The following is a 25,221-nucleotide window of genomic DNA, read 5'->3' on the forward strand; positions in this document are numbered from 1 at the left end:
GTACAGAGCTTGCCTGACCTACCTGATCAGGCATGACAGCTAGTGCGGCAAAAAGCTTGAAAAGCGCATAAAATCGGCTTTTTGACAGCTTTGAGAACAATTTGTGAACTCTCTGTGGAACATTGACAAAAAGGGGGTTCAACTTTATATTTAATAAAGTGATTTAAGTTGCAGGGGTTGAAACAACATCTGTGAAACATGCAGCGGGCCGCTCTGCCACGGACACAGGCAGCTGCTAAAACGTCAAAAGTGGGGTTGATGAATGATGAAACGGTGGCAATTTGTAAAACGGCTTGCGCCGCTAATGGCCATTATGGTGCTCGTGCTATCGGCGTGCGGAAGGGAAGACCTGTCGGCATTGAACCCTCAGGGGCCGGTGGCGCAAGAGCAGTTCGACTTGATGAAGCTTTCCATTATCATCATGTCGTTCGTGGTTATCGTCGTTTTTGCACTGTCTCTGTACATAATTATCCGTTATCGGAGACGCAAAGGCGATAAGACCATTCCGGAACAGGTTGAAGGAAACCACAAACTGGAGATTATTTGGACCGTCATTCCAATCATCCTGCTTGTTATTCTTGCTGTTCCTACAGTTCAATCCGTATTTAATCTGTCTAAAGACTACAGCAATGATCCCGATGCGGTTCAGGTTATCGTAACGTCGCACCAATACTGGTGGGAGTTCGAATACCCGGATTATGGCATCAAGACCGCTCAGGAGCTGGTCATTCCGACTGGCAAGACGATCATGATTGAGACAAAGACAGCAGACGTGATCCATTCCTTCTGGATTCCTGCTCTTGCGGGCAAGATCGACTCCAATCCGGGCAGCAACACAAACCGTATGTACTTCTCTGCGCCAAAAGAAGGGGTATATCAAGGGAAGTGCGCTGAGCTATGCGGGCCTTCACACGGACTGATGGACTTTAAGGTGAAAGCTGTGAATCCGTCGTCATTCGATCGTTGGACTGCCGCCATCCAAGAGCCTGTAGCGCTTCCAAGCGATCCTGCTGTCGCTGAGGCTTTCCAGAGCAAGTGTCTGACTTGCCATGCAATCGGCGATTCTGGAATGGACGTATACCCGAACTTGACCGGTATTGCGAGCCGCGAAAGTGTAGGTGGCATTCTAATCAATGTTGAAGCTGGTGACCAGAAGTACAAGCATGAGGATACTCTTTACAACAATCTCTACAAATGGATCAAAGATCCGGAAAAGCACAAGCCGGGCAACATGATGTCCGATGCCTATGATTTGACGGAGAAGGAACTTGAAGGGATTGCGGAATATCTCTCCCAGATGACGCTTGATTACGAATAAAACTAACATCATCAGTGATTGAAGGAGGTACCTACCTTGGCTCATGCAAATGCGCATGCGGTCAAACGTTATACAGGCCTAATGGACTGGCTGACAACGGTTGACCATAAGAAAATTGGTATATTGTATTTGATTGCGGGAGGATTCTTCTTCCTAATCGGCGGTTTGGAAGCGATTCTGATCCGGATTCAACTCTGGAAGCCGCAAAACGACTTCGTTGGTGCGGATACGTTCAACGAACTGATTACGATGCACGGAACGACGATGATTTTCCTTGCGGCGATGCCGCTGCTGTTCGCCTTGATGAATGCGGTTGTACCGCTTCAGATCGGTGCGCGTGACGTTGCGTTCCCGTTCGTCAATGCACTTGGCTTCTGGACATTCCTGTTCGGCGGCTTGCTGCTGAATATCAGTTGGCTGACTGGCCATGTGCCAGATGCGGGCTGGACAGCGTATGCCCCACTCGCTGGCACGACCTATAGCGAGCATCATGGCATGGATTATTACGTGCTTGGCTTGCAGATAGCGGGTATCGGTACCCTTGTAGGCGGCATTAACTTCCTGGTTACGATTATCAACATGCGTGCCCCTGGTATGACGTTCATGCGCATGCCGATGTTTACCTGGACGGCGTTCATTACATCCGCTCTCATCCTGTTCGCCTTCCCTGCCTTGACGGTAGGTCTGGCTGCATTGATGTTCGACCGGATATTCGATGCGAATTTCTTCGACCCGTCGGCAGGCGGCAATGCCGTTCTGTGGGAGCATATTTTCTGGATTTTCGGGCATCCTGAGGTTTATATTCTTATCCTGCCGGCATTCGGCATTATTTCCGAAGTAGTCAGCACATTCTCGCGCAAGCGCTTGTTCGGATACAGCTCTATGGTGTTCGCTACGATTTTGATCGGCTTCCTGGGCTTTATGGTGTGGGCTCACCATATGTTTACAACAGGCCTTGGACCGGTAGCGAATGCGTTGTTCTCTATTGCGACGATGCTGATTGCGGTGCCCACAGGCATCAAGATTTTCAATTGGCTGTTCACAATGTGGGGCGGTTCCATTACATTTACGGCTGCGAATTTATTCGCAGTAGGTTTTATCCCTACATTTGTAATGGGCGGCGTAACCGGCGTCATGCTGGCTGCAGCGCCTGCTGACTTCCAATATCATGACACGTACTTTGTCGTTGCCCACTTCCACTATGTCATCGTAGGCGGATTGGTGCTTGGCCTTTTCTCAGGCTTTCACTTCTGGTGGCCTAAGATGTTCGGACGCGTGCTGAACGAAGGCTTGGGCAAGTTGACGTTCTGGACTTTCTTTATCGGATTCCATCTGACATTCTTCGTGCAACATTTCCTCGGTCTGATCGGAATGCCGCGTCGTATATGGCAATATCTCGACGGCATGGGCTTGAATGAGATGAATCTGATTAGTACGATTGGCGCTCTCTTGATGGGAGTCGGCACGATTGTGTTCCTGCTTAACGTAGTGATCACAGGTATGAAGCCGAAGAACGCACCGAACGATCCGTGGGAAGACGGACGTACGCTGGAGTGGACGATATCTTCTCCGCCGCCGGAGTATAACTTCGCGCAAACTCCGCTTGTTCGCGGGTACGACGCTTATTGGAAAGAGAAGGAAGATGGACATAGCAGCATGACACCTGCTGAACCAATTGGTCCAATTCATATGCCGAATCCTTCCATTCTGCCGTTCATTATGAGTGTAGGCTTGTTCATTGCAGGATTTGGCTTCATGTACGCCAAAGATTGGGGTTATGTCGGCGGCATTAAGCTGGGCTTGATCGTAGGAGCAGCAGGATTGGCTATCACTTTCATCTGTATGATGTTGCGGTCCATCCTCCCTGATCATGGCTTCCACATTGAAGAAGAAGAAATACTTAAAGATATGGGGGGCAAAGCATGAGTGCACATACACATGTAGAAGGCGCGCTGCCTCATGAGCCGGAAAAGGCGACCCTCGAGGGGCGCAATAAAGTATTGGGCTTCTGGCTGTTCCTCGGCGGCGAGACCGTCTTGTTCGGAACGCTGTTCGCGGCATTTCTAGCGCTGCGTCATCAAGTGCTTGACGGCCCTTCGCCGCAGCAACTGTTCGATCTGGGTCTTGTTGCCTTGGCAACGGGTATCTTGCTGACCTCCAGCTTGACGAGCGTATTCGCGACGCAAGCGTTGCATCAGCACAATGTCAAAGGCTTGATCAATTGGTTGATCGTTACCGTGATATTGGGTCTTGGCTTTCTCGGATTGGAGATTTACGAGTTCTGGCATTACATGCATCTAGGGCATGGCTTTACGACAAGCGCGTTCAGCTCATCCTTCTATACGCTGGTAGGCTTCCACGGTGCCCACGTCTTGTTCGGCATTTGTTGGATTACGCTCATTATTATCCAGCTGAAGAAGCAGGGCCTTACCGTTGTCACAGCGCCTAAGGCTTATGTAGCAGGCCTATACTGGCACTTTATCGACGTCGTTTGGGTATTCATTTTCACAGTCGTTTATTTGATGGGAAAGGTGGGTTAACAGGATGGCAAGCAATCATTCTGCAGCACCTGAACAGACGAAACGTCACAAGGTAGAAGGACCCAAAAAGCATATCGTTGCTTTTATCTTCTCCATTCTGTTGACGCTTGTTGCCTTCGCTACGGTGATGGGCGGCGGCATTAACAAAGATTTTATCTACATTATCCTGATCGGCACGGCTGTTTTACAAGTATTTGTTCAGATGGCCTTCTGGATGCACATGAAGGATCGCGGCCACGCTTTCGCGATTATAGCCATCTTGTTCGGTGTCATTATTGCCTTCACGGCCGTTATCATGGCGGAATATTGGGCTTGGTGGTAATCAGGAATGCTTGAATTGAACAGAGGAGGGTCCCTTGAAGCGGGTCCCTCTTCTTTTGTACTAATGGATGAATGAGAAAGGAGCCACCCGGCATGTTTGGCTTAGAATTATTTAGTTTTCGAGCAGTATGGACGCCCATGTTCTTGTTTGCGATGATCGGACTGATCATCTTGTATTTCTATCTGGTCGGTCCGTGGAGAGAGAGGCATTATCCCGGCGAGAAGGGAGCTAGCGCCTTACAGAAGCTGTCCTTCATCGGCGCCGCTCTCCTTGTCTATATTGCACATGGCGGTCCCGTCAACATATTAGGGCATCTCATGTTTACCTTCCATATGGTGAATATGGCTATCTCTTATTTGATTGTTCCGCTTATGGTACTGTATGCTGTACCGGGGTTCATCTGGAAGAGAATGTTCTCAGCCGACTTCTGGGGCAAGCTTCGTTTTCTCATGCATCCTATCGTGACGCTTATTCTGTTCAATATGCTATTCTCGCTCTATCATGTGCCGCTTGTGCATGATTATGTCATGACGAACTTCCTTGTCCATCGACTCTACTATATTCTATTGTTCATTACCGCATTTATGATGTGGTGGCAGGTCGCTCCTCCGGTTACGGAATGGGCAAGACTGACGGACGTGAAGCGGATGGCTTACGTATTCGCTAATGGTATATTGCTTACGCCAGCCTGTGCATTTATAATTTTCGCATCGAACCCGTTGTATGCGACTTATAACGACCCCGCAGTGTGGGCAGAAGCGATGGGCTATTGTATTCCCGGCGACACCAGCTTCCTGCTTCAGGAATTTGGCGGACCGGACTTCTTTAATCCGTTCGGCGTGTTAGAGGATCAGCAGATGGGTGGCATCGTCATGAAGCTGGTGCAGGAAGTGATGTTCGGCATTATATTGGCATACATCTTCAAGCAGTGGTTCAAGCGGGAGCATAAAGAAGATGATCTGCCTAACCCGGGTGCTGTGTAAGGCGATGGGGAAGAGATATTGCTAACTTAGGATTGGGGAGTGGAGGAAGTGGATTCATACACGCTTATGCCGACGATAAGCACATTTTTCATCGTGCTTAGTGCGATACTGGTCGCCATTGGCTGGCGGCTGGCCGTTCAGCGCAAGCTGGAGCAGCATCAGAAGACGATGTTTTATGCGGCGGTGACGGCGATTATCTTCTTTATTATTTACTCATCGCGTACCATCTTTGTCGGCAATACGACATGGGGCGGTCCCGACAGCTTGAAGCCTTATTATCTGGTCTTTCTATTCTTTCATATTACACTGGCTACCGTGGCTGCGGTGTTCGGCATTACGACGCTAACACTGGGCTACAGGAAGAAGTTCGCCAAGCATCGCAAGCTGGGTCGTATCACTTCTGTCATATGGTTTATTACGGCGATTACAGGAGTGGCCGTCTACACGCTGCTCTATATCATGTATCCGGGCGGTCATACGAAGCCGTTCATCGACGCTTTGTTCGGCTGGTAGTCTATTTTTTTGATCAATGGCGATGCGGGAATTACCCTCCTGCGTCGCCATTTGTCTATTTCAAGACGACAATGGTACAGATGGCATTCTATTGCTGATTCCAAATGCTCTCCAACTCATGAACTTCCATCGATAGCAGCTCTCCAGCACCTTCATTGACATAGACACGCAGTCCGGAATGATTGGGATTAGGTGCGATGCTTACGGGCATATAGAGTATGCCTTCGTTACCGAACGTCTCCAGAGAAGTGCGGTCAATGATTGTACGGAGCTTCACTGTTCCGTCCGGCTTGACACGTAATGAAGCAATGATGGGCCCGCAGCTTAGCTGCTCTGTTGCCGCGTCATATACTATAGCAGCTCCATTAGCTTCAATCGCAAGCTTGCTTCCTGGTTCTGGCTTCCAGTGGAGCTGGACATCCATCAACTCAGCGGCATGAGCAATAGGATCGTCGCCAGTTGCCAGCTGACGTCTACCATAACTGGACTGGCCGCGCTTGATTAGCTCAATCTCCCTGACTGGCGCCAATGCCATTCGTATTCCTTCTTCGGCTGTTACAAGGCTAAGTTCGCAAGGAAACGTCATATAGCCAGTGAACGGCATGTCCGGCCATGACGTCTTGTAGGCCCAAGTCGTCTGAATGACCCGACCGTCCGACGCTGGAATGTCACTCCAAGTCTGAGCAGCGTAACTGTTCGCTCCATCAGGTACAGTGAAGAGCAGCTCGCCTTCAGGAATGAATACTTCTCCATCGAAGCTGCCCAGTTGATAGCCGCCTTTCTTGCATGCCCAGAAAACCCATTTGGCTTGAGTGGAATCGCCGTCTACCGGAAGTTGGAACAGATCGGGGCATTCATCCATACCAGGCATGGTCAGCCTGCAGGTTATGCGCCACTGTATCAAGTCGGGTGAGACGAGGATCGCGTAATCGCTGCCCTCCATGTAGAGGACCATCACCCATCGACGTGTTGGTTCATGCCATATGACCTTCGGATCGCGGTTACTGCCGGCGATGTGTGGGACGACCGGGTTACCTTCATGCTTGATCCATTCTCCTTGTGCATTGCGATAGGCTAGACATTGCGTATAGGGCTTGCCTTCCGATAATGGGGAAGAATCTCCGGCAGCTGTATAGATTAAGATGATTGGCGGTTCATTCCCTTCTTGCAGCCCGCTTGTGTTGTGCCAATCTATGACGGCAGAACCGGAAAACATGGTGCCCATCTCATCGGGATATAAAGCAATCTCCTGCTCTGTCCAATGCAGCAAGTCATCGCTAACCGCATGCCCCCAATGCATATTGCCCCAGTCCCTGCCATAAGGGTTATGCTGATAGAAGAGATGATAGAGGCCGTCCGCATAGACGAGACCATTGGGATCGTTCAGCCAGCCGCGTCGGGCGCTGAAGTGCAGTTGCGGACGACCGGACTCCTTGTACAGCATCTCTGAATCCTTTATATGATCACCTTGCTCCAGAGCATTCAGCTGCTCCACGCTCCCATTGTCAATCGATATTGTTAGCTGTTCATTATGAAGGGAGCTGATATCGACAGACATCCAATAATCTGCGGGTCCATCGGCCAGCTTGATTTCGAACTGGCGAAACATATGATCATTGCGCATCGTCATTAGAATGACGGGTTGATCTTCGCCTATAGGGAAGTGAATATATCTTTTCATGAAGTGAAGCTGTTTCTCTACCATTTCGATTAACCTTCTCCTTTCCTGTCCCCGCGAAGTTCCAGCCCGTTCCATGCAACGAATAAACTTGCATAATCACCGACGCTCTCTCCCAACGCAGCAGGCACAACACGGCACGCGGCCAGAGAATTCGGAAGCGCCTCCCTCGCTAATTGTTCCATGACTTGGGGTTCCAGTATAGAACGCTGTCGGGGATAGATGCTTCCGATGACGATGACCTCCGGGTTTAAGAGGTCGATCAGTATAGCCAAGCCGCTCCCTAGCTTGGTCCCTACTATGCGATAAATTTCCTGTGCGAGCGGGTCACCGTGCTGAGCAGCCTCTGCCACACTTTTGGCTGTAATTCGATCTAATTGATCCATATCCCGACAGAATAGTGGCGGTGTTCCTGCCTCCAATTGTTGCTGTGCCATGGATTGTGCTAATCTCGCGATTCCTCCGCCGCTGCAGAAGCCCTCAAAGGAACCGTTCTTCCCGTAACCGATAGGACCGTCATGTTCTAACCGGATATGTCCGACTTCGCCAGCCATATCATTCGTTCCCGTATATAACCGGCCATTCAGTATAAGCCCTGCTCCCATACCGGTACCGAAGGTAAGAAAAAGCATATTAGCAGAACCGCGCCCCGCGCCTTGTTTCCACTCCGCTAATGCACAGGCGTTGGCATCATTTTGTAAAAAAACAGGAACTCCGAATGTCTGTTGCAAGGGAGTAAAGACATCAATTCGATTCCAATGGGGCAGGTTAGGCGGAGAGAGGATGAGCCCACGCTTGCTGTCCAGCGGGCTACCACAGCTGATTCCTATAGCGCTTAACGAGGCGATGTGATGCTGCTGCATAAGTAATTGGAGATTTGAAGCGAAGGATTGCATGGCTTCTTCGGGAGTAGACGGAGTGGGGTACTGCACTTTGCCGATGATTCGAATGGTCTCGTCACAGAGTTCTCCGATGACAACAGCGCATTTGGTCCCGCCTATGTCAATTCCGCCCAATGCAATAGACATAAACTCGTTCAACTCCTTTATTCTGGGAATAAAATACGGTGTATACGTGCTTGAATTTCTTCGACCTTCTGATCTCCTTTCAGCTTGCGCACAGCTGCGTACCCGTCGGACAAGTTCGGACTTCTGTTCACATTATGTGCATCTGTTGCGAGTGTATGGACCATATTGTTCTGCACTAGCCATTCTGCGAATTGCTGTACCTCTGTCCCGTTCTTCCCGATGAGACTATCTACGGTGATCTGTGTCCACATTCCTGCTTCGATGAGCTCCACAATTAGCTCCGGCTGTTCTCTGAAAAATGAATGTCGTTCCGGATGCGGCAAGATCGCTTGTGTACCTCTCTCAGCAAACCAGTGTACAATCTCTGGCGTGTCACGGTCGTAATGACGCCAAGGTTGTTCAAGCAATAGGTATTTCTGGGATGAATCTAAGTACGCGTAAGGGTCATGTGTAAAGTGATGATGAATGAAATCTTTGCTTTCAAGTCGTACTTCATTGCCGGGATATACCTTAAGCGGTATTTCTTGCTCATTCAACAAGTCTTGAAGCTGGTTCGTGCTGCGTTCAACGCGTCTGCGGTCAATCGCTTCATCTAATGTGAAATGCGGCGTAGCAATGATATGATGAATGCCATCTGCTACCGCAATTCTGGCCATGGCTAATGATTCGTTCATATCGCTAGGCCCGTCATCCAATCCGCATAAAATGTGGCAATGAATATCAATCATGATCATTCCTCCTCCACATAACAGAAAATAAACATAATGATTAAGATAATAACACCGCGAGAGAGCACGCTTCTCCAAGTTGTGCCTTGATTATAAGACGCTGATGCAGGGAGGTCAACTCTTTTCTGGATGATTACGGTACTGCTAATATGAGCTTTACAAAAACTACTATTGCAGCTATACTGAATTAAACTTAATGAATAAGATAATAAGGAGGGGAAAATGAAAAAAATAGCGACTGTGTTGTTCGACTTTGACGGAACGCTGTCTACGCTACGGTCTGGTTGGGAGGACGTCATGGCCCCTTTCATGAAGGAGTGCATTAGCGGAGACACGCAGCTGGAGCCGGAAGAAGAAGCAGCCCTTAATCGTGAGATTGAGGATTATATCAATGATTCCGCCGGTATTCAGACAGTCTATCAGATGCGCTGGTTGTCGGAGACGGTGCGGCGTAGGGGATGGAACGCGGACGTATTGGATGAGTGGTCCTATAAAGCGGAGTACAATCGACGGCTGCTGGTGCAGGTGGAGGAACGGATCGGTCTGTTGGAGAAGGGAGAGGCGCGACGAGAGGATTATCTGATGAAAGGGGCGCTGCCCTTCCTGAAAGCGCTTCAAAAAAGGGGCGTGACGATGCTGATTGCTAGCGGCACCGATCATCCCGATGTGCTGAGGGAAGCCGAAGCGTTAGGGGTTGCGGGTTTCTTCCGTATGATCGCGGGGGCGCCGGTAGGCAAGGCGGAGTGCTCCAAGGAGAAGGTGCTGGCGGAGCTGATGGATACTAGCGGACTGTCTGCGCAGCAGCTGGCGGTGATCGGCGACGGCAAGGTGGAGATCGGGCTTGCCCGACAGCGGGGAGCGCTGGCGCTGGGACTGGCTAGCGATGAGAGGATGCGGGAAGGCGTCAATCCCATGAAGCTAGTCCGGCTGCAAGCGGCCGGCGCGGATTGGATCGCAGGTGATTTCCAAAAAATGGAGGAATGGCTGGACAGGCTGGAGCTGTAATGAGGGAGAGGTGAACCGGTTGAGAGAGAGGAATTATGGCTGCCGCATCGTCACCGATATGACCTATAAGCGACATCGGACAGTAATGCTGGAGAATGAGAAGCTCCAAATATGGCTGCTGCTTGACCGAGGAGGCGAGCCGGCAAGATGGCTGCACAAGCCTAGCGATACGGACTTCATCTGGCAGACGAGGCTTGGCTTCACCCCCCCGCATGCGCTGTATCCCGATTATCAGATGACTTATCCCGGTGGCTGGCAGGAGATGATCCCGGAGGTCAGCTATACGCATGAGTATCGAGGCGCGCTCGTTCATCGCGGCGAGGCTGCGATTGCGCCATGGGAGATGAGCGTTATTCGGAATGATGAGGAGGAGGTGCGAATTGCGCTTGCGCATCAGCTGCGCTCGCTTCCGCTGCAGATCCGGAAGGAGCTTGTGCTCCGCAGCGGCGAAGCGACGATCAGGATCGACGAGACTGTAACGAATGAAGCGCCTGTCGCCATGGAGACGAACTGGGGGTATCATCTCGCCTACGGCGCTCCCTTCTTGCAGCCCGGCGCAGAAGTTACATTCCCGCCGGGAGCTGAGATAATCCATCCCGTTACAGGAAGCCGATGGCCATGGCCCAAGGCGGAGAGCGACGGGGAATTCGTTGACCTGTCATCTATGGCGCCTGCCGGTACGAAGCGGGAGTTGCTTGCGATTAAAGCGCCGGAGGGGCGATACAGCGTTCATCAAGGGGAAGATAGCGGATTGGGGCTTGAAGTGCGCTGGGATAACGAAGTATGGCCTTACGTATGGTATTGGCAGAACTTTGCCGCCGACCGGGATGCGCCTTTCTTCAGATGTGAATACAATATCGGACTGGAAATGTTCAACGTGCTCCCGAAGCTTACGCTGGCGGAAGCGGCGGCGAACGGTCAGGCATTGCAATTAGAGCCGCACGGCGCTATAAGCTCCTGGCTGGAAATCGAAGTGAAGGAGGGGCGTTCATGAAGACGCACGCCAGGCTTTCGTTCCAGGGGGTGAAGACGAATTCTGTATTCAACCGTAGAAATTTGGTGACGATCGCTAATATGGCTCGGCCATACGCGGATGAGATTCCCACTTGGCCGACGAAGGAGGAAGAGGGACGGGCTTTCGACGGATTGGTTAATCGCATCGTGGAAGCGAGAGCGATAGGGAAGCCGGTCATTTGGTCGATGGGCGCTCATGTCATCAAGAACGGAATGTCGCGTTACGTCATTGAGATGGTGAGGCACGGCATCTTGACGCATGTCTCCGGCAATGGGGCTACGAGCATTCACGATTTCGAGTTGGCCTACCTGGGGGAGACGTCGGAGGATGTGGCGGCTTCTATCGAAGACGGCTCCTTCGGCATGTGGGAAGAGACAGGAAAATATATGAACGAAGCGGTGCAGTACGGACTGAAGCGAGGGTGGGGCTACGGAGAGAGCCTGTACCGCTATCTGGAGCGGAATCCGCAGCGCTTCCCCCATTACGGGGACTGCGTGTTCGTGCAGTGTCAGTTGGCGGGCGTTCCGTACACTTGCCATATCTCCATCGGCACAGATATTATCCACCAGCATCCCATCGTTAATTTCGAGGCGCTTGGCGCTACGAGCGGCAAGGATTTCGATACGATGTGCAACTCCATAGCGGGATTGGCGGACGGCGGCGTCTTCCTCAACTTCGGCTCCGCGATATCCGGTCCAGAGATATTCCTGAAGGCATTGAGTCTGTGCCGCAACAAGGGATTGCCTATGAAAGACATTACTGCAGCCAACTTCGATATCGTGCCGGTATGGGCGGATATGGCGCCATGCGAGCATCAATCGGAATATTATTATCGGCCGCGCCGCAATATGATCGACCGTCTCCAGAGGCTGGGCGGGGAAGGGCTGCTGTTCCACGGACTACACGACCGGACGATTCCGCAGCTGTTCAAGAGGGTACTGCAGCGGAAGCGAGAACTCGGCGCCGACTTCGTACCGCCCGGTAAGCCCTTGCCGCTTCACCGGAACGAGCGCCTGCTGTATCCCGTCTCATCAAGGCCGAACCGGCTGCAAGCGAGTGAGATTATGAAGCTTGACGAGCTGCCGGAGAGCAGCTGGAGCGGTGCGGATGGGCCAGCCTTCCGTGAATGCCTGTCCGCATTAGAGCAGGCCAGGCAAGAGAAGCGTCCCATCCTCTTCAATCTGGGTGGCAATGTCATAGGCAGCGGCATGAATCTTGCGCTGATCTCGCTCATCCGCCGCGGCTATATGACCCACCTCGCGCTGAACGGCGCGGCGGCGTTCCAGGACTATGAGCTGGCTTCGTTCGGGCATACGGAGGAGGACGATTCCGACTCGCTGCAGCGGGGCAGGCTGGGCATGTGGAAGGAGCCGGGAGAGCGAATGCACGATTGCTTGAAGCGGGGTTACGCACAGGGTCTGGGCTACGGAGAGAGCTTGATGAAGGATATGGAGGACCGGAGCGAGAGGTATCCATATAAGGAATACAGTCTGCTTCATGCCTGCCTGGAACAGGGCATTCCTTGTACGGTGCACATTACGCTTGGAACGGACGCGATTCAGCAGCATCCCGATGTCGACTATGGCATTCAGGGCGGAGCAAGCGGGCGGGACTTCCGCATCTATGCGCATACCGTATCCGGGCTGGACGGCGGAGCATTCCTGAACTTCGGCTCTACCGTCACCGGGCCGGAGGTGTTCCTGAAGGCATTGTCCATCTCCAGGAATCTGGGCCATACCGTCAGTCGTATCATGACGGCGAACTTCGACATCGTGCGATTGGGGGACTATCATGCGAAGGTAGGCTACGAGGATTGGGATTACTACTACCGTCCCAGGAAGAATATTATTCACCGTCCGACCAGTCTGGGCGGGAAGGGGTATCACTTCGAAGGTCTGCACGGGAAGACTATACCGGCGCTCGGGCGCATGTTAAGTCCCTAGCGTGCGGGCATAGTCGGGAGCGATCGGTTCATTCCGTCACGTAGCTCCTGCGGGCGACTTCATAGACGTCCTTCAGCGGAATGCCGTTGTTTCGTGCGGCCGCTTCGCAGTCCGCATATTCCGGGGAGAACTGCACGACTTTGCCGTTATGCCGTCCAACCTTTACCGCAATGGCCCCCCATGGCGTATCGACCTGCTCGATGTATCGTTCAAGTCCCTTGCAATCCGTCTTCATGTATCGCAGTCCCAATGTGGTCGTTTCCTCGAAAATGACAGTTTCTATGGCTGCGAGAAGGCTGTTGCGAGTCAACACGTTCAGCAGCAATCCCGGACGACCTTTCTTCATGATAATGGGAATCCAGTACACATCATGGGCGCCTGCCGCCATCAGTTTTTCACCGACGTAAGGGCACAGCTCCGGATTCATGTCGTCGATATTGGTCTGAACATGAACCATTTCATCCTTGCCATGTCCGTTGTCTATCCGGGTGGATGCCATGTTATCTCCTCCTTGGGATGAATGCTGATGAATAGTCGAACAGGAATAAGCCAGGTTGGCATTAAATAAATGTAATCATTAAGATAATTGATTGTGCTAATTTGAGATTGATTATAAGGTGCGGTGCCGGATTGGTCAAACATTTTCTGCCTACTTTTGCTTTCTTACTAGTAGCCAATGTGGTGCAGAACTTCGAACAGGAGCGTCGAACGTGATGGTCGAGCGGAGGCGTGAATTACTTCGATAAAGGTTTTCTTAATGATCATAGAAAATAGCCGGCAGATATAGTATAGTATGATGGTTGATAAATAAGGATAAGGGAAAATGGAGTGTACATGAACGCGAAATCAGGTTATCTCAGGCAAGTGAAGCAAAGCAATTTGTCGCAAGTGTTGAAGTGTATCTGGCGCATGGAGCAGGTGTCGCGAATCGAACTGGTAGAGAAGACAGGACTGACGTCTGGGACGATCACCAACCTTACCCAAGACCTCATTAAGGTGGGACTTCTGCGGGAAGAGGAGCTATCCACCGGTCATGTTGGACGCAGAAGGGTCAATCTGAGGCTGAACCCGAAGCGCTTGAAAATGATCGGCATCGATATCGGCAGGACATCTTATGAAGTGGTTATCACGGATCTGGTCGGCCAAACGCTTCGTTCCACTGAACGTCCCCTCTCAGCGGCGGATAAGCCGGAGCAAGTATTGGATGCCGTATCGGCTTCTCTGAAGCGAATAACGGCGGATATGGGCTTGCAGCCTTCCGATCTGCTCGGCGCAGGGCTCAGCATACCGGGGCCGATGAACCTGCAGGAGGGCACATTGCTGGTCCCGCCCAACTTCGCAAGCTGGGAATATTACCCGGTCAGGCGTGAACTGGAAGCGCGGTTGGGCATGGATATTCTAATGAATGACGACGCCCGTACGTCCGCGCTGGCGGAGAGATGGTTCGGATACGGAAGGAAGGACCCGAACTTCGTATACGTGACGATGGGGCAAGGCATTGGCGGCGGAATTGTATCGGATGGAGAGGTGCTGCAGGGCTCCAACGGCTTATATGGACAGGTAGGCCATATCACGGTTATGCCTGACGGTGAGTTGTGCGAGTGCGGCAATACGGGGTGCTGGGAGACTGTCGGCTCTATCCCGGGTATATTGCGCCGCTGGGCGCACGGAGCGGGTGCGGAACGCAAGACGATTGACGACTTCTTCGCTGCGGTGAAGGAAGGCGAGCCGAGAGCGGAGCGCTGTCTGGAATCGACGCTTAAGGTGATGGAATCGACATTGACCACTCTGTTCAATGTGTACGATCCCGATCTCCTTATATTGGGCGGAAAGCTGTATCCTTATCTGCAGAGCTATCTGCCTCGTATCCAAAATCATGTCAAAGCAAGCGTGTATCCCTTCTTCCAACATCGGGTACGCATCGAGTCAGCTTCCTTCGGCGCTTCGCAGAGTGCTGTAGGTGCAGCATCGCTAGTGTTCGGAAGCTTGATGGAGCGCCCGCTTGACGTGCTGGAAGCGCTCCGCTCCGATGAAGGAGAAGGAGCGTAGACAGCAAATTTCCTAATCAGTCTGGTCGACGGACGGCATTTTCCTCTAGGTAGGGAAATGCTGCGCTCATATTACTTAATGAATAAGTAAATGAAAGTTACTGCTTGACAGCAATATTGCTTTATGAAGCTGGGGAAGGCGGGACTGCTAAATGAAAGAGAACGGATTTGTGAACCGGTTGATTGACAAATATTCCGAGCTCGCCGTCTGCAAGGGGGATATCGAGCGTGCGGCGGAGGCGCTTATCGCGTGCTACAACGGCGGCGGCAAGCTGCTGGCGTGCGGCAACGGCGGCAGCTCGGCGGACAGCGATCATATCGTGGGAGAATTGATGAAGGGCTTTATGAGTCGGCGACCGTTGTCTTCCGAAGCGCGGGGGAGATTCGCCGCCATGTATTCGGAAGAGGGAGAGTATCTGGCGGAACATCTGCAGGGGGCCTTGCCCGCCATATCGTTGTCCGGCTCGGCTGCTCTCACAAGCGCATTCGGTAACGATGTAGCGCCGGACATGATCTACGCGCAGCAAGTGTTCGGCTACGGCAGGAGGGGAGATGTGCTGCTTGGCATCAGCACGTCGGGCAACTCCCTTAATGTCATACGCGCAATGCAGACGGCGAAGGTGCAGGGCTTGGTGACGATCGGTCTGACGGGCAGAAGCGGAGGGCGAATGGCGGAGATGTGCGATATCGCAATCAAGGTGCCATGGGATTCAACACCGGATGTTCAGGAGCGTCATCTGCCTGTTTACCATACGTTATGCATGGCGGTGGAGCAGCATTTTTTTGGTCAATAATGCCATTGAGACCGGCTTGGTTTCCAAGATGAGAGGAGAGTAGCCATGTTTTTGACGGAGGAGAAATTGAGGAAGCGCATCGATGAGCTGAGACGATATCGCTATGATCGGACTTTTTCCGTTCCGATTGGCACCTATCGCTTCTGGGAGGATAAGGAGGCGGATGTCGGAGCTATGCCGCCGTCTGATGCCGAGTGGACGGACATCTCGATCGGCGACCGCTGGGAGGGCTGGGACAAGACAGTGTGGCTGCAAGCGGAGAGTGCCGTTCCCGCAGCATGGGCGGGCAGGAGGGTGGTCGGCCTGTTCGATATCGGCAAGTCGGGCGGCGGGAATACGACGGGATTCGAGTCTCTGCTCTACTTGAACGGCCAGCCTTATCAGGGAGTGGACAGCAATCACCAGGAGGTGTTGCTGCCGCAGGGGCTGGCGGGGCAGAAGGTGAGTCTGCTGTTCAAAGTATGGAGCGGCATATACGGCTGGACGAACGACAAGATTCCCCTTGTCCAGCAGTTGAAGCAATCGGAGTTGACCGTCGTTCATGAAGCAGCGGATGATCTGTATTTTACGGCGGAGGCGGCTTACAGAACGTTGCTTGTGCTGGATAAGAACAGCTGGGAGCGCCAGCAAATATTGAATGCGCTAGACCGCGCCTTCCTGTTGTTGAACTGGCGGAAGCCGGGTAGCGAAATGTTCTATGCGAGCGTGGGGCAAGCGTGCAGCCAGCTGAAGGAGGAGCTGGGCAAGCTTCCCAAGCATCATGCGGTGAAGGTGCGTTGCATCGGTCACAGTCATATTGACGTAGCCTGGCTATGGCGGCTGAGGCATACACGCGAGAAGGCTGCTCGCACGTTCTCGACTGTTCTCCGGTTAATGGAGCAGTTCCCGGAGTATGTGTTTTTGCAGTCGCAGCCGCAGCTGTACGCCGATCTGGAGCGGGACTATCCGGACATCTTCGATAGCATTCGTCAGCGGGTGAAGGAAGGGCGCTGGGAAGCGGGGGGAGCGATGTGGCTGGAGTCAGACTGCAACGTTCCGTCGGGCGAGTCGCTGGTGCGTCAGCTATTGCACGGCACCCGCTATTTCGAAGCGAAGTTCGGCGTGGCCTGCCGTTATTTGTGGCTGCCGGATGTGTTCGGCTACAGCTGGGCGCTGCCGCAAATTTTGAAGAAGTGCGAGATCGATACGTTCATGACGACCAAAATCAGCTGGAATGTGTACAATAAAATGCCTCATGACACGTTCATATGGCGCGGGATAGACGGCAGCGAGGTGCTGACGCACTTCATTACGACGCCGGACCCTCATAACTTTAAGGCGGACAATGTGTTCAAAAATTTCTACACCTACAACGGCGAAGTGCTGCCGGAGACGGTGATCGGCATATGGAATGCTTATCGAGACAAAGAAATCAACGACGATCTGCTGCTTGCTTTCGGATGGGGGGACGGCGGCGGCGGGCCGACCCGCGATATGCTGGAAATGCGCAGAAGGCTGGAGCATATGCCGGGGCTGCCGACGTTGACGACGGGCAGAGCGGACGAATACTTCGAAGAGCTGAACCGTACGGTCGAAGAGACCGATCGATACGTGCATCGCTGGGAAGGCGAGCTGTACCTGGAGCTTCATCGCGGCACTTACACATCGCAAGCATACAACAAGCGAATGAACCGGCGGCTCGAGCAAGCGCTGCGCAGCGCGGAGATGATCGCATCGGGGGGCTGCTCCGCCATTTCGTCGGCATCCTACCCGCAGAGTCGGCTGTACGAGGCATGGACGATCGTCCTCCGCAATCAATTCCACGACATCCTGCCGGGCTCGTCCATCACAGAGGTGTATGAAGATTGCCGGGTGGAATATGCCGAAGCGGAAGCGCTGGTCGAGGGCGTGCTGAAGGAAGGCTTGCAATTGCTCGCCTCTTCCGTCGCCAAGGGGGCGGAGCCAGGCTGGCTTCTCTTTAATTCGCTTGGCTGGGAGAGAGACGAGTCAATTGAGCTGCCCTGGTCGGCGGAGTATGCAGGCAAGCGGTGGAGAGATGGCCGCGGTCGGCGACTGGAGGCGGAGCGGATTAGCAGGGAGACTGGCGATCGCTTGCTGCTCCATGTCAGAGACATACCAGCTAACGGATATGCAATGGTCAGTTGTGATACCGAGGGGGATGATGGGGTAGTAGAAGGGGATGAAGCGATTGTACTGACAGAGGGAGGAGCATCCACACCGTTCTATGACATTCGCTGGAATGAGGCCGGTCAGTTGACTCGGCTATACGACAAGCTCAGGAAGCGGGAGGTCATCGCCGAAGGCTGCACGGCTAACCGGTTCGATGTGCATGAGGATAAGCCGGCGGAGCATGAAGTATGGGAGATCGACCTGTTCTATAAGGAGAAGGTCGTTCATATCGACGATTTGCAATCGATCGAGGTCATCGAGCATAATCGGCAACGGGCGATCATCCGCTTCCAATGGCGCTACGGGGAGACGTCGCTGAAGCAGGATATGACGCTGTATGCGGAGCTTCTCCGAATCGACTTCGCCACTCATGTGAACTGGCAGGAGCGTCAGCAGCTGCTGAAGGTGGCCTTTCCAGTAGATGTGCGCGCTGCGGAGGCGACGTACGAGATTCAGTTCGGCAATGTGAAGCGGCCTACCCACTGGAATACGAGCTGGGATTATGCTCGGTTCGAGACGTGTGCGCAGAGCTGGGTGGACTTGTCGGAGCGGGGCTTCGGCGTCAGTCTGATGAACGATTGCAAATACGGACACGATGTGCTGGACAATGTGATGCGCATTACGCTGATCAAGTCCGGTATCGCACCCGATCCCTATGCCGATCTCGGCGAGCATCTATTCACGTATTCCGTTATGTCGCACGGAGGCGACTGGTTCGAGGGCGGTACGCTGCAGCAAGCGCATCGGCTGAATGCGCCGATTGCCGCAGTCAAGCTGCCGGATGAAGCGGCGGCGGATGGGCTGCCGCATGAAGCAAGCTTCATCCATTGCTCCAGCCCCAATATTATCATCGACACGTTCAAGAAGTCGGAGGACGATGAGTATTGGATTCTGCGCTGTTACGAAGCGGCGGGACAGAAGAGCAGGGCGTCCTTCCACAGCTGGTTCCCGATCGACTCGCTGCAGGAGGTTAACATGCTTGAGCGCGACGGGGTGGATATGGAGTTCGCAGAGAAGGAATTCAAGGCTTCATTCGGTTCGTACGAGGTGAAGACGTTCAAAGTCAGTTGGCGTTAGCAGTCGCGGTTCGTCCCAAAGAGGAAGGAGGAATACGTGTGATAAAGACTAACAAAGAGATTGGCGGCAGCATAGAAGCCGGTCTGCTTTCCCGGGAGAAGGTTATGGCGATATTGAGGGGCATCCAAGGGCTGAAAGCGGGCATTATCGGCGACAGCTGCCTAGATATTTATTGGCAGATCGATATGACCCGCAGCGAGCTGTCGAGAGAGACGCCGCATTATACGCTACCCGTCGTAGGAGAATCCTTCACCCCCGGTGCTGCGGCCAATACGGCAGTCAACTTGAAGAAGCTTGGCTGCTCGGAAGTGAAATTATGCAGTATTATAGCCAATGACTGGCGGGGAAGGATTCTGCGGGAGAAGCTGGAGGAGAACGGTATCTCATGCGAACATATTGTGTTAAGCAAGGAGGGCAGCACTCCGGCCTATTGCAAGCCTATTCTGCGCGGGTTGCAGGATACGGTTCAGGAAGCGCCTCGCATTGATTTTATTCATCACAGCAGTTGGCCGGAATCGATTGTCGATCAAGTCATCAGTGCGCTGGACGCCATGGCTTCGCAAGTGGACGTCATCGGAGTAACGGATCAGCTGGTCAGCGGTGTCGTAGGCGATGCCGTTCGCAGGCGACTGTCGCATTGGGCGGAGCGAGGCAAGCTGGTCGTAGCCGATAGCAGGGAGCATATCAGCTCCTTCTTCGGCTGTATTGTGAAGCCGAATGAGGTTGAAGCTCCGAGAAGCGTAGGCGTAGTTATGCCGGAAGAGAATGCGCCGCTCGAGGAGTGGATGGAGATCGGTCGGCGATTATCTTCTCAAGTCAGCGCCCCTTGCTGCTTGACGATGGGAAGCAAGGGAGCTATCTGGGTAGAAGAAGGCGCAGCGACAGTCATCCCGACGATGCCGGTGAAGCCGCCGCTGGATGTAGTGGGAGCCGGCGATTGCTTCGGCGCATCCTTGATGTCTGCGCTCGGAGTCGCTGCATCGGGAGCGGAAGCGGTCGCATTCGCTCATCTGGGCGCCGCTGTATCTGTCAAGAAGCTGGGCGGGGTCGGCCACGCCACTCCTGAGGAAATCATGGACCGGTATGATCAGTGCCGGAATGGAGAGGGAGGATGAACAATGGCATGGAAGCTGTATATTGTAAGGCATTGCCAGCCGGCCAGCAGCGTTGCCGGATATAAAGGCGGGGACGACGCGCCGTTAAGCGAGCACGGATTGCTTCAAGCGGAGTATGTGGCAGCCCGTATGAAGCAGTGGGGCATCCAGCGGATGTATTCCAGCTCTCTCCTAAGAGTGCTGCAGACGGCTGAGGCGATTCAACGGCATACCGGGACGGACTGGCACATTTGGCCTGCCCTGTCAGAGGTGCCGGGGAGGGGCAATTGGCCGAAGCTGAGAGAGAAGGGCATAGTCGCGCATGATTATCGATCTAATGTGGAGCTGCATAACAGCTTGGAACACCAGTACCCGGAGCACATCGTCTCGCATCCGAAAGTGAAGTTCAGTCAGCCGTTCGAGCCGTCCAGGCAATGGAGCTGCTCCGTCAGCGAGACGAGAGAGCAGTCCTATCATCGCGCTGAGATCGTGCTGGAAGAGCTGAGGAAGCGCTATTGGGGCACGAATAGCGCCATCGCGGTCGTCTGCCACGGTGCGTTCGGTTCCATTCTGCTGACGCTGTTGAATGAGAGCAGCCCTTGCGATTACAATCGTTTCAATCAAGCGCACGGAGCCATATCGCGAGTAGATTTCGATAACGACTGGGCGAACGGGCAATACGGACCGGCCATCCGGTTCACGAATGACAGGAGCCACTTCCCGGACGAAGTCGTTACGGAAGGCGTTTTGCCATAAGAGGGACAGCGGTCGGTTGCGATGTTCATGATGCAAGGCAAGCGACATAGGCAGGAGTTTTGAGAAAGCGATGAAAAGAAAGGGTTTACAAAGTGAAAATATAGAGATATAATTTTACTTAATGAATAAGAAAAAAAGCCAGACAAGTAGACAAACAATCCTGAATGGAGAACGCAAATCCGGAACACACAGTCAATATACCGTCGAGTGAAGCTTTCTGTTGATCTCCGCATTAATTTACTTAATGATTAAGTGTATTGATGGAAACAAAGCGAAAGGAAATGGTGATCATGAAGATCGATGAAAAGTATGAAGGCGTGTTCTCCCTCGTCATGACCCCATTCTTGGAGGATGGTGCAATCGATTGGAGGGGGTATGATGCCCTGGTCGACTGGCAGCTGGACAGACGTCCCAGCGGATTATTCGCTGTGTGTGGAAGCAGCGAGATGAAGTGGCTGACGTTGCAGGAACGTATCGATCTTGCGTCCGTTGCCGTTAAGCGCGCCGGCGATGTGCCGGTCATCGCAACAGCCAATATGGAGCAAGATCCGTCCCGCCACGATGACGAACTGAAGCGGATAGAGGGAACAGGGGTAGCCGGGATCGTACTTGTGCCGCCGCTTGGTCTGGGGAAGGATCAGTCACAGCTGCAAGACTACTTCGCCCGGTTGGCTGACTTAGCTTCCTGCCCAGTCTTTCTATACGAATATCCCGGCTCCCAACCCGGCACAATTGAAGCATGGGTATACGAACAACTGGTGAAGCGTCATAACGTCCATGGCATAAAGGATACGACCTGCACGATGGAGGGCATTCTGGCCAAGATCAATGCGGCCCCGGAAGCGATCGTCTATCAGGCGAATGCGGCTTTCATGCTGGATGCGCTCAGACAGGGCTGCAGAGGCATTATGGCGATCGTCTCGGCGGGTTGCTCCGACATTGTAATCGACTTGTGGCATCAAGCCCGTCAGGGCGATCCCGCAGCGGAACATACGCATCGGCTGCTGCTCTATCTGGATTGCGCCCTGAGTACGGGGTACACCGCTACGGCGAAGTACTTGCTGAAGCTGCAGGGGCTTGGTATCGACATCCATACGCGCTCGCCGGGTGAACTGAAGCCCCATGCGGCCAAGTCCATGGAAGTATGGTGGGACGCCTACCGGCAATCAAGCGCAACGAAGATCAGCAGCTGACTTGCTCGCAAGGAAATGTCAAGAGCCGTTGCTCCAGAGGAGGCAGTGACGTGAACAAGCTGATGAGAAAATACACAGGAAGCATCATAATCGGCCTGATCCTGATTGTTCTAATCTTGTGGTGGTCGAATAACAGGCAGCTGGACGAGGTCGTATTCGCCGATATGCCCCAATTCTCTGCAGAAGAGCGGGCTGCCATATTGGGCGATAACGGGGAAAGGGGACAATTGGAGCCTTCTTACCTGCAATATTACGAGGAGCAACAGAAGCTGGGAGTAAGCGACACCTCCGGCATACATCTTGTCATTGCCGCGGCCGCGTACTCCGATCGAAGCGAAGACGGGGGCGTCTCCATCATGACAGGAGTGGGGAATCGGCCTGGAGATATGCTGGCGCTGACGGAGGAGGACAGCTGGGTAGAATACGAAGTGGATATTCCGGAAGCGGGTTTCTATCAGATGGCTGTTAGCTATTACGCCCTGGAAGGGAAGGGCTCTTCCATTCTGCGGGGGATTCAGATCGACGGGCAATATCCATTCTTTCAAGCGAAGCGTGTCAAGCTCCATCGCATGTGGCAGGAAGCCGATGAGCCCTGGCTCGATGTGATGGGGAACAAATTCAACCCCAGGCAGCAGGAAGTGTCCGGCTGGCAGCATGCCGCTCTGTCCGACCATCAGGCTCGGGCAAGCGAGCCGTTCCGCTTCCATCTGACGAAAGGACGGCATACTCTAAAAATAATGGCTGTCCGCGAACCGGCAGTCATATCCGAACTGGAAATCTACTCTCCTATTCTCCTACCAACCTACGATCAGAAGCTGCAGGTTTATGAGCAGCAGGGCTACCCCACAGCGGAAGATTACTTCATGAAAGTGCAAGCCGAAGAAACGGTTGTGCTGAAATCAGATCCAACGATAAGAAGAGTGAACGATAACGATCCTGCTACAGAACCCTATGACAAGGATCTGCTTACATTGAACGCAGTCGGCGGTTCCGCATGGCGGGACGGCGGCCAATGGATTGAATGGGAGATCGACGTCCCAGCGAGCGGCTTATACCAGATCGGCGCCCGGTTCGCCGCGAAATGGCTGAACGGCAGCGTTCCCGTCCACCGCAAAGTGTACATTAACGGCGAAGTACCCTTCCGGGAGCTGAATGCGCTTCGATTCATGGATCGCAAGGAATGGCAATTCCAAGGCTTCGGCGACGGGGAACAGGACTACCTCATGTACTTGAATGAAGGGAAGAACCGGATTCGGATGGAGGTGCAGGTCGATGCGCTGGGCAAAGTATTCGAGATGCTGCAGGAAGTATCCGCGAATATGTCCGCGTTAAGCCGCGAGATCATTATGGTCATCGGCACGAATCCGGACCCCAACATGGATTGGCAGCTGGAGAGGAACATTCGCAACCTGATTCCTCGGCTGCAGTTGCTGGCTGGAGACTTGAACATGGCGATAGAAGCGATCTACGATTCCGGCGTGAAGCGCGGCAGCTCCGAAGTGAACTTCGCGGCCATGGCTCGCGATCAGCTGCTGGATATGGCGGATAACCCCCATACAATTCCATCGCGCATGGACAGCTTCGCCAGCAGTCAGTCCTCGATAGGCCTATGGATAAGCGGGGTCAGCCGGCAGAGACTGATGCTGGACTACTTCGTCGTCAAGTCGCCGGACCGGGAGTGGCCGCAGCATGCCTCCAGCCGGCTGGATCGGGCGAAGCAATCTCTATACAGCTTCTTCACCTCCTTCACGAAGGACTTCAGCCAGATCGGAAGTACGGTGGAGGATGGCGAGCGGTCGCTAGACGTATGGATTGCAAGGGGACGCGACTGGGTGCAAATTATTAAGCAGCTGGCAGACGAAGACTTCACGACACGCACGGGCATACAGGTGAACGTCAATGTCATACCCGCACAAGCGATGAACTTGCTTATGCTGGCCAGCTCGTCGGGCTTGGCGCCGGATGTCGCCCTTGGCGTGGAAGCGGATCTGCCGATCGACTTCGCCATTCGGAACGCGCTTGTGAACTTGAACGAATTCCCCGATTACGACCAGGTGGCCGACAGATTCAGGCCGGGAGCTCTTATTCCATACCGCTATAACGGGGGAGACTACGCCCTGCCGGAGAATCAGAATTTCTACATGCTCTTCTACCGCAAGGATATTATGGAGGAGATCGGAATTACGGATATTCCGGACACCTGGGAAGAGGTCATGGACATTATACCGATTCTGCAGCAGAATGGCATGGACTTCTATTATCCGCATGCGCCGAATGCGCCTCAGCTGGCGATCAATGAATTCGCGCCGTTCCTGTTCCAGAATGGAGGAGAATTCTACCGCGAAGACGGCAGGATGTCCGATCTGGACAGTCCGGAGGCATTCGCCGCGATGGAGATGTGGACCGGACTGTATACGAACTACAAGATCGACAAGGATGCGAACTTCTATAACCGGTTCCGTTCCGGCGAGATGCCGATCGGCGTCGCAGATTATTCCACGTATGTATTGCTGACGACCGCGGCTCCGGAGCTGACGGGCTGGTGGGAGATGAAGCCGATGCCCGGCGTACGCCAGCCAGACGGGAAGGTTAACCGCTCGACGGGCGGATTGGCGCAGACGGCGATGATGTTCAAGGATTCGGAGATGAAGGAGGAAGCTTGGGCGTTCATGAAGTGGTGGACCAGCGCTCCGGTTCAGGAGCAGTTCGGCTCCGATCTGGAATCGATTATCGGCGTCGAGGCCCGCTGGAATACGGCCAACATTGAAGCTTTGACGAATCTGCCGTGGCCCTCCTCCGATATCGAAGCGATTCTGGAGCAGTGGGAATGGTTCAAGGAACGCGAGATCGTTATCGGTGGTTACTATACGACCAGACACATCGTGAATATGTGGAACGAGATCGTACTGAACGGTAGAAATACGCGAGAGGCAATTGAAACGGGTGTGGAAGCGATCAACAAAGAGCTAGATAAAAAGCGGGAGGAATTCGGTCTGGATTAGGCCGGGCAAGCCGGC

The 25,221-nt window shown here is 53.4% G+C and carries 20 protein-coding genes; 16 read left to right on the plus strand and 4 right to left on the minus strand.

Annotated features, from left to right (window positions below):
• Positions 1-262 precede the first annotated feature (262 nt).
• The 6 genes from coxB (at position 263) to ACFQ2I_RS22105 (ending at position 5,676) form a co-directional block, all read left to right on the plus strand.
• On the plus strand, positions 263-1,318 hold the full coding sequence (gene coxB, locus ACFQ2I_RS22080; protein WP_377568155.1) for a cytochrome c oxidase subunit II: 1,056 nt from the start codon (positions 263-265) through the stop codon (positions 1,316-1,318).
• A gap of 81 nt (positions 1,319-1,399) precedes the next feature.
• Entirely contained in the window at positions 1,400-3,244 is a 1,845-nt protein-coding gene (gene ctaD / locus ACFQ2I_RS22085) for a cytochrome c oxidase subunit I (RefSeq protein ID WP_377568211.1), read from the plus strand.
• Complete coding sequence (locus ACFQ2I_RS22090; RefSeq protein WP_377568157.1) at positions 3,241-3,858, plus strand: cytochrome (ubi)quinol oxidase subunit III; 618 nt, start codon at positions 3,241-3,243, stop codon at positions 3,856-3,858. The genes ctaD and ACFQ2I_RS22090 overlap by 4 nt, the downstream gene beginning before the upstream one ends.
• 4 nt (positions 3,859-3,862) lie before the next feature.
• Positions 3,863-4,180, plus strand: a complete 318-nt coding sequence (locus tag ACFQ2I_RS22095) for a cytochrome C oxidase subunit IV family protein (protein ID WP_377568159.1) — start codon at positions 3,863-3,865, stop codon at positions 4,178-4,180.
• A 92-nt stretch (positions 4,181-4,272) separates the two neighbouring features.
• Positions 4,273-5,163 (plus strand): cytochrome c oxidase assembly factor CtaG, encoded by an 891-nt coding sequence (ctaG, locus tag ACFQ2I_RS22100; protein ID WP_377568161.1) that lies wholly within the window; start codon positions 4,273-4,275, stop codon positions 5,161-5,163.
• Between the two features lie 48 nt (positions 5,164-5,211).
• On the plus strand, positions 5,212-5,676 hold the full coding sequence (locus tag ACFQ2I_RS22105; protein WP_377568163.1) for a DUF420 domain-containing protein: 465 nt from the start codon (positions 5,212-5,214) through the stop codon (positions 5,674-5,676).
• Between the two features lie 88 nt (positions 5,677-5,764).
• On the opposite strand, the gene ACFQ2I_RS22110 is transcribed toward ACFQ2I_RS22105, so the two are convergent.
• Genes ACFQ2I_RS22110 through ACFQ2I_RS22120 form a run of 3 tightly spaced genes read right to left on the minus strand, consistent with a single transcriptional unit; the run spans position 5,765 to position 9,110 of the window.
• Complete coding sequence (locus ACFQ2I_RS22110; RefSeq protein ID WP_377568165.1) at positions 5,765-7,381, minus strand: GH32 C-terminal domain-containing protein; 1,617 nt, start codon at positions 7,379-7,381, stop codon at positions 5,765-5,767.
• 5 nt (positions 7,382-7,386) lie between these two features.
• Positions 7,387-8,382, minus strand: a complete 996-nt coding sequence (locus tag ACFQ2I_RS22115) for an ROK family protein (RefSeq protein WP_377568167.1) — start codon at positions 8,380-8,382, stop codon at positions 7,387-7,389.
• Positions 8,383-8,399: 17 nt separating this feature from the next.
• A complete protein-coding gene (locus tag ACFQ2I_RS22120; RefSeq protein ID WP_377568169.1) occupies positions 8,400-9,110 on the minus strand; it encodes a tyrosine-protein phosphatase in 711 nt (236 codons plus the stop codon).
• A 222-nt stretch (positions 9,111-9,332) separates the two neighbouring features.
• On the opposite strand from ACFQ2I_RS22120, the gene ACFQ2I_RS22125 reads away from it, so the two are divergent.
• The 3 genes from ACFQ2I_RS22125 to ACFQ2I_RS22135 are packed head-to-tail and all read left to right on the plus strand — an operon-like array spanning position 9,333 to position 13,073.
• The gene (locus tag ACFQ2I_RS22125) at positions 9,333-10,115 is read left to right on the plus strand and encodes an HAD family hydrolase (protein WP_377568171.1); all 783 of its coding nucleotides are present in this window, start codon (positions 9,333-9,335) and stop codon (positions 10,113-10,115) included.
• A 19-nt stretch (positions 10,116-10,134) separates the two neighbouring features.
• Entirely contained in the window at positions 10,135-11,109 is a 975-nt protein-coding gene (locus ACFQ2I_RS22130; protein ID WP_377568173.1) for a DUF4432 family protein, read from the plus strand.
• Positions 11,106-13,073, plus strand: a complete 1,968-nt coding sequence (locus ACFQ2I_RS22135; protein ID WP_377568175.1) for a hypothetical protein — start codon at positions 11,106-11,108, stop codon at positions 13,071-13,073. The genes ACFQ2I_RS22130 and ACFQ2I_RS22135 overlap by 4 nt, the downstream gene beginning before the upstream one ends.
• Positions 13,074-13,101: 28 nt before the next feature.
• On the opposite strand, the gene larC is transcribed toward ACFQ2I_RS22135, so the two are convergent.
• Complete coding sequence (gene larC, locus ACFQ2I_RS22140; RefSeq protein ID WP_377568177.1) at positions 13,102-13,572, minus strand: nickel insertion protein; 471 nt, start codon at positions 13,570-13,572, stop codon at positions 13,102-13,104.
• Between the two features lie 335 nt (positions 13,573-13,907).
• On the opposite strand from larC, the gene ACFQ2I_RS22145 reads away from it, so the two are divergent.
• The 7 genes from ACFQ2I_RS22145 to ACFQ2I_RS22175 all read left to right on the plus strand — a co-directional run bounded on the left by ACFQ2I_RS22145 (position 13,908) and on the right by ACFQ2I_RS22175 (position 25,206).
• Complete coding sequence (locus ACFQ2I_RS22145) at positions 13,908-15,122, plus strand: ROK family transcriptional regulator (protein ID WP_377568179.1); 1,215 nt, start codon at positions 13,908-13,910, stop codon at positions 15,120-15,122.
• A gap of 151 nt (positions 15,123-15,273) precedes the next feature.
• Positions 15,274-15,915: a D-sedoheptulose-7-phosphate isomerase gene (locus ACFQ2I_RS22150; RefSeq protein WP_377568181.1), complete on the plus strand. Its 642-nt coding sequence runs from the start codon at positions 15,274-15,276 to the stop codon at positions 15,913-15,915.
• A gap of 45 nt (positions 15,916-15,960) precedes the next feature.
• Entirely contained in the window at positions 15,961-19,161 is a 3,201-nt protein-coding gene (locus ACFQ2I_RS22155) for an alpha-mannosidase (protein WP_377568183.1), read from the plus strand.
• A gap of 38 nt (positions 19,162-19,199) precedes the next feature.
• Positions 19,200-20,276, plus strand: a complete 1,077-nt coding sequence (locus tag ACFQ2I_RS22160) for a bifunctional heptose 7-phosphate kinase/heptose 1-phosphate adenyltransferase (protein ID WP_377568185.1) — start codon at positions 19,200-19,202, stop codon at positions 20,274-20,276.
• 3 nt (positions 20,277-20,279) lie between these two features.
• Positions 20,280-21,011 carry a histidine phosphatase family protein gene (locus ACFQ2I_RS22165; protein ID WP_377568187.1) on the plus strand — a complete coding sequence of 244 codons (732 nt, stop codon included), beginning with the start codon at positions 20,280-20,282 and terminating at the stop codon, positions 21,009-21,011.
• Between the two features lie 290 nt (positions 21,012-21,301).
• Positions 21,302-22,204 (plus strand): dihydrodipicolinate synthase family protein, encoded by a 903-nt coding sequence (locus ACFQ2I_RS22170; protein ID WP_377568189.1) that lies wholly within the window; start codon positions 21,302-21,304, stop codon positions 22,202-22,204.
• A gap of 50 nt (positions 22,205-22,254) precedes the next feature.
• A complete protein-coding gene (locus tag ACFQ2I_RS22175; protein ID WP_377568191.1) occupies positions 22,255-25,206 on the plus strand; it encodes an extracellular solute-binding protein in 2,952 nt (983 codons plus the stop codon).
• Positions 25,207-25,221: the final 15 nt, after the last annotated feature.

Origin of the sequence: Paenibacillus chungangensis (assembly GCF_042675905.1) — a bacterium.
Taxonomy (GTDB): domain Bacteria; phylum Bacillota; class Bacilli; order Paenibacillales; family Paenibacillaceae; genus Pristimantibacillus; species Pristimantibacillus chungangensis.

Coding starts and splice junctions, on each gene's coding strand:
- ACFQ2I_RS22090 (WP_377568157.1), top strand. CDS start 3,241: ATGAGTGCACATACACATGTAGAAGGCGCGCTGCCTCATGAGCCGGAA.
- ACFQ2I_RS22095 (WP_377568159.1), top strand. CDS start 3,863: ATGGCAAGCAATCATTCTGCAGCACCTGAACAGACGAAACGTCACAAG.
- ctaD (WP_377568211.1), top strand. CDS start 1,400: ATGGACTGGCTGACAACGGTTGACCATAAGAAAATTGGTATATTGTAT.
- ACFQ2I_RS22125 (WP_377568171.1), top strand. CDS start 9,333: ATGAAAAAAATAGCGACTGTGTTGTTCGACTTTGACGGAACGCTGTCT.
- larC (WP_377568177.1), bottom strand. CDS start 13,572: ATGGCATCCACCCGGATAGACAACGGACATGGCAAGGATGAAATGGTT.
- ACFQ2I_RS22170 (WP_377568189.1), top strand. CDS start 21,302: ATGAAGATCGATGAAAAGTATGAAGGCGTGTTCTCCCTCGTCATGACC.
- ACFQ2I_RS22135 (WP_377568175.1), top strand. CDS start 11,106: ATGAAGACGCACGCCAGGCTTTCGTTCCAGGGGGTGAAGACGAATTCT.
- ACFQ2I_RS22165 (WP_377568187.1), top strand. CDS start 20,280: ATGGCATGGAAGCTGTATATTGTAAGGCATTGCCAGCCGGCCAGCAGC.
- ACFQ2I_RS22120 (WP_377568169.1), bottom strand. CDS start 9,110: ATGATTGATATTCATTGCCACATTTTATGCGGATTGGATGACGGGCCT.
- ACFQ2I_RS22155 (WP_377568183.1), top strand. CDS start 15,961: ATGTTTTTGACGGAGGAGAAATTGAGGAAGCGCATCGATGAGCTGAGA.
- ACFQ2I_RS22110 (WP_377568165.1), bottom strand. CDS start 7,381: ATGGTAGAGAAACAGCTTCACTTCATGAAAAGATATATTCACTTCCCT.
- ACFQ2I_RS22115 (WP_377568167.1), bottom strand. CDS start 8,382: ATGTCTATTGCATTGGGCGGAATTGACATAGGCGGGACCAAATGCGCT.
- ctaG (WP_377568161.1), top strand. CDS start 4,273: ATGTTTGGCTTAGAATTATTTAGTTTTCGAGCAGTATGGACGCCCATG.
- coxB (WP_377568155.1), top strand. CDS start 263: ATGATGAAACGGTGGCAATTTGTAAAACGGCTTGCGCCGCTAATGGCC.
- ACFQ2I_RS22150 (WP_377568181.1), top strand. CDS start 15,274: ATGAAAGAGAACGGATTTGTGAACCGGTTGATTGACAAATATTCCGAG.
- ACFQ2I_RS22145 (WP_377568179.1), top strand. CDS start 13,908: ATGAACGCGAAATCAGGTTATCTCAGGCAAGTGAAGCAAAGCAATTTG.